The sequence below is a fragment of the Hydrogenophaga sp. 70-12 genome (assembly GCF_001897365.1).
Taxonomy (GTDB): Bacteria; Pseudomonadota; Gammaproteobacteria; order Burkholderiales; family Burkholderiaceae_C; genus Hydrogenophaga; species Hydrogenophaga borbori.
Genome location: NZ_MKSS01000083.1, coordinates 1 through 3,285, shown reverse-complemented (window position 1 = coordinate 3,285; position 3,285 = coordinate 1). Strand labels below are relative to the sequence as shown.

Annotated in this window: 2 protein-coding genes; both read left to right on the top strand. The window is 68.7% G+C overall.

Features of this window, described 5'->3' with window-relative positions:
- A partial coding sequence (locus BGO22_RS05425) for a toprim domain-containing protein (protein ID WP_353744342.1) occupies positions 1–1,083 on the top strand: 1,083 nt, incomplete at its 5' end.
- A 281-nt stretch (positions 1,084–1,364) separates the two neighbouring features.
- A partial coding sequence (rpoD, locus tag BGO22_RS05420) for an RNA polymerase sigma factor RpoD (protein WP_286849544.1) occupies positions 1,365–3,285 on the top strand: 1,921 nt, incomplete at its 3' end.

Sequence of the window (3,285 nt, the reverse complement as noted above, 5' to 3'; positions counted from 1 at the left end):
CTGGGCACGGCCTGCACGGCCGACCACGTGCAGAAGCTGTTCCGTTTCACCGACGCCGTGGTGTTCAGCTTCGACGGCGACGCCGCCGGCCGGCGCGCCGCGCGCAAGGCGCTGGACGCCGCCCTGCCCTGGGCCAGCGACACGCGCAGCGTGAAGTTCCTCTTCCTGCCCGCCGAGCACGACCCCGACAGCTTCATCCGCGAGCACGGCACCGAGGCCTTCGCCGCGCGCGTGAAGGAAGCCATGCCGCTGTCGCGCTTCCTGCTGGAGGCCGCCGGCGCCGACTGCGAGCTCGACACCGCCGAAGGCCGCGCGCGCATGGCCAGCCAGGCCCGCCCGCTGTGGAGCGCCTTGCCCGACGGCGCGCTCAAGAGCCAGCTGCTGGCCGACATCGCCCACACCGCCGCCCTGGACGCCCAGGACCTGCTGCGCCTGTGGGCACCGGCGGGCGGCCGCGGCCAGCCGGGCGGCGCCGCGCCGCGCCCGGCCCGCGCCCGCCAGGAACCGCGCGACCCCGACGGGGGCCCGGAACACGATCATGGGTACGAACACGGTGGCGGGTACGGGTCCGGTGCCCCGCGCCGCCGCCAGGGGCAGGCCGCCACCCAGCACGCCTGGCACGGCCGCTCGTCGGCGTCGCGCCGCGGCCTCATGAGCCGCGAAGACCGGGCCCTGGGCCTGCTGCTGTCGCATACCCCGTCCTGGGACCAGCTCTCCGCCGACGACCACCACCTGCTGGCCGAGTTGCCCGCACCGCACGGCCCCCTGTTCGCCTGGCTGGAGGCGCAACTGCACGAGCACGGCCACCAACCCTGGGCCGCCCTGCGCGAGGCCCTGCGCGGCCACGAACACGAGGCGCTGGCTTGCCAGCAGGTGGAGCGCTGCGCCCTGACCCCCGGCGCCGAGGAAGACGCCGAGGAACTGGGCGGCGTCATGCTGCGCCTGCGCATCGAGCACCTGAAGGCCCTGGAGGTCGAGGCCATCGCCCGCGCCGGCAGCGACCCGGCCGAACTGCGGCGTTATGCCGACATTCAGGCCCAGCGCAAGGCGCTGGAGCACCAGATCGGCGCCGCGCCGGTATAATCCTCGGTTGCACCGCAAGCGCGACAGCAGCACCTCCGGCACCGGCCCGGCCCTCCTGCAAGGGCTACATGGCAACACCGCCTGGCCACCCCGCCCTCCCCGGGCGCGCGGAACCCCGCAAGGACTGCACACCAAATGATCGCCCCACAGCTTGCAGGCCCGCCCGCACCGGCCCGTGGCGGGTGCCGTGCTCTTCCAAAACCACCGGTTGACCCCAAGTAGGGTTTTCTGGCGGCTGTTGGGTGTTCTGCCGGTTCCATCGACGTTTTTTTGAGGTTCCCATGCCCGCGAAGAAAGCCAGTCCGTCCGCTGCCGCCACCAAGACCGCCGCCAAGAAGGCCGCTCCGGCCAAAGCCCAACCGGTGGCCGCTCCCAAGAAAGCCCCCGCAGTGACGACCAAGACCACCCCCACCAAAGCCGCCGCCAAGGCCGCGCCAGCCAAGAAGGCTGCCGCCAAGACGACCGCCAGCAGCACCGCGAAAAAATCCAAGCCCGAGGCCCTGGCCGAGGAGTTGCTGGAAGGCGAAGCCCCCGCCAAGAAGAAACCTGGCCGTCCCGCCAAGGCTGCGGCCGACAAGCCCGCCGCCAAGCGCGGCCGCAAGCCCAAGGCCGACGCCAAGGGCAAGGGCGAGGACGATCTCGACGACGCCGACCTCGGTGACATCGACGAGGACCTGGTCGGCGACGACGTGCCCGAAGAGGCCAGCACCGAGGAAGCGCAGCCGGTCGAAAAGGCCAAGCCGCTGCGCATGAAGATCAGCAAGGCCAAGGAGCGTGCGCTGATGAAGGAATTCGGGCTGGACGAGACCGTCCTGTCCGAGGAGGAGGCGCGCGCCCGTCGCGAGCGTCTCAAGACCCTGATCAAGCTGGGCAAGACGCGCGGCTACCTCACGCACGGCGAGATCAACGACCACCTGCCCGACAAGCTGGTCGAGGCCGAGACCCTGGAAGTGGTGGTCTCGCTGCTCAACGACATGGGTGTGGCCGTCTACGAACAGACGCCCGATGCCGAGACCCTGCTGCTCAACAACACCGGCCCCACCGCCGCCACCGAAGAAGAGGCGGAAGAGGAAGCCGAAGCCGCCCTGTCCACGGTGGACAGCGAATTCGGTCGCACCACCGACCCGGTGCGCATGTACATGCGCGAAATGGGCACGGTGGAGCTGCTCACGCGCGAGGGCGAGATCGAGATCGCCAAGCGCATCGAAGGCGGCCTGCACAGCATGATGGAAGCGATCAGCGAATCGCCCGCCACCATCGCCGAGATCCTGGCCATGGCCGAGGAAATCCGCGAAGGCAAGGTCGTCATCTCCACCGTGGTGGACGGTTTCGCCGACGCCGACGAGGCCGACGACTACGTTGCCGAGGAAGACTTCGACGACTACGACGAGGCCGACGACGACGACGGCAAGGGCGGCTCCAAGGCCCTCACGCGCAAGCTCGAGGAACTCAAGCGCGAGGCGCTGGAGCGCTTCGACGCCATGCGCGGCATGTTCGAGAAGCTGCACAAGATCTACGACAAGGAAGGCTACGGCAGCCCCCACTACGCCAAGACGCAGCAGGCCATCACCGAGAAGCTGATGACCATCCGCTTCACGGCCAAGGCGATCGAGAAGCTGTGCAGCACGGTGCGCGGCCAGGTCGACGAGATCCGCAAGAAGGAGCGCGAACTGCGCCGCATCATCGTGGACAAGTGCGGCATGCCACAGGAGACCTTCATCAAGGACTTCCCGCCCAACCTGCTCAACCTCAAGTGGGTGGAGAAGCAGGCCGCCGCGGGCAAGCCCTGGAGCACGGTGCTCGAGCGCAACATCCCGCCGGTGCAGGAGCTGCAGCAGGGCCTGATCGACATCCAGAGCAGCGTGGTGGTGCCCATCGAGCACCTCAAGGACATCCACAAGCGGATGAACAACGGCGAGGCCTCCTCGCGCGACGCCAAGAAGGAAATGATCGAGGCCAACCTGCGCCTGGTGATCTCCATCGCGAAGAAGTACACCAACCGCGGCCTGCAGTTCCTGGACCTGATCCAGGAAGGCAACATCGGCCTCATGAAGGCGGTGGACAAGTTCGAATACCGCCGCGGCTACAAGTTCTCGACCTACGCCACCTGGTGGATCCGCCAGGCCATCACGCGCTCGATCGCCGACCAGGCGCGCACCATCCGCATCCCGGTGCACATGATCGAGACCATCAACAAGATGA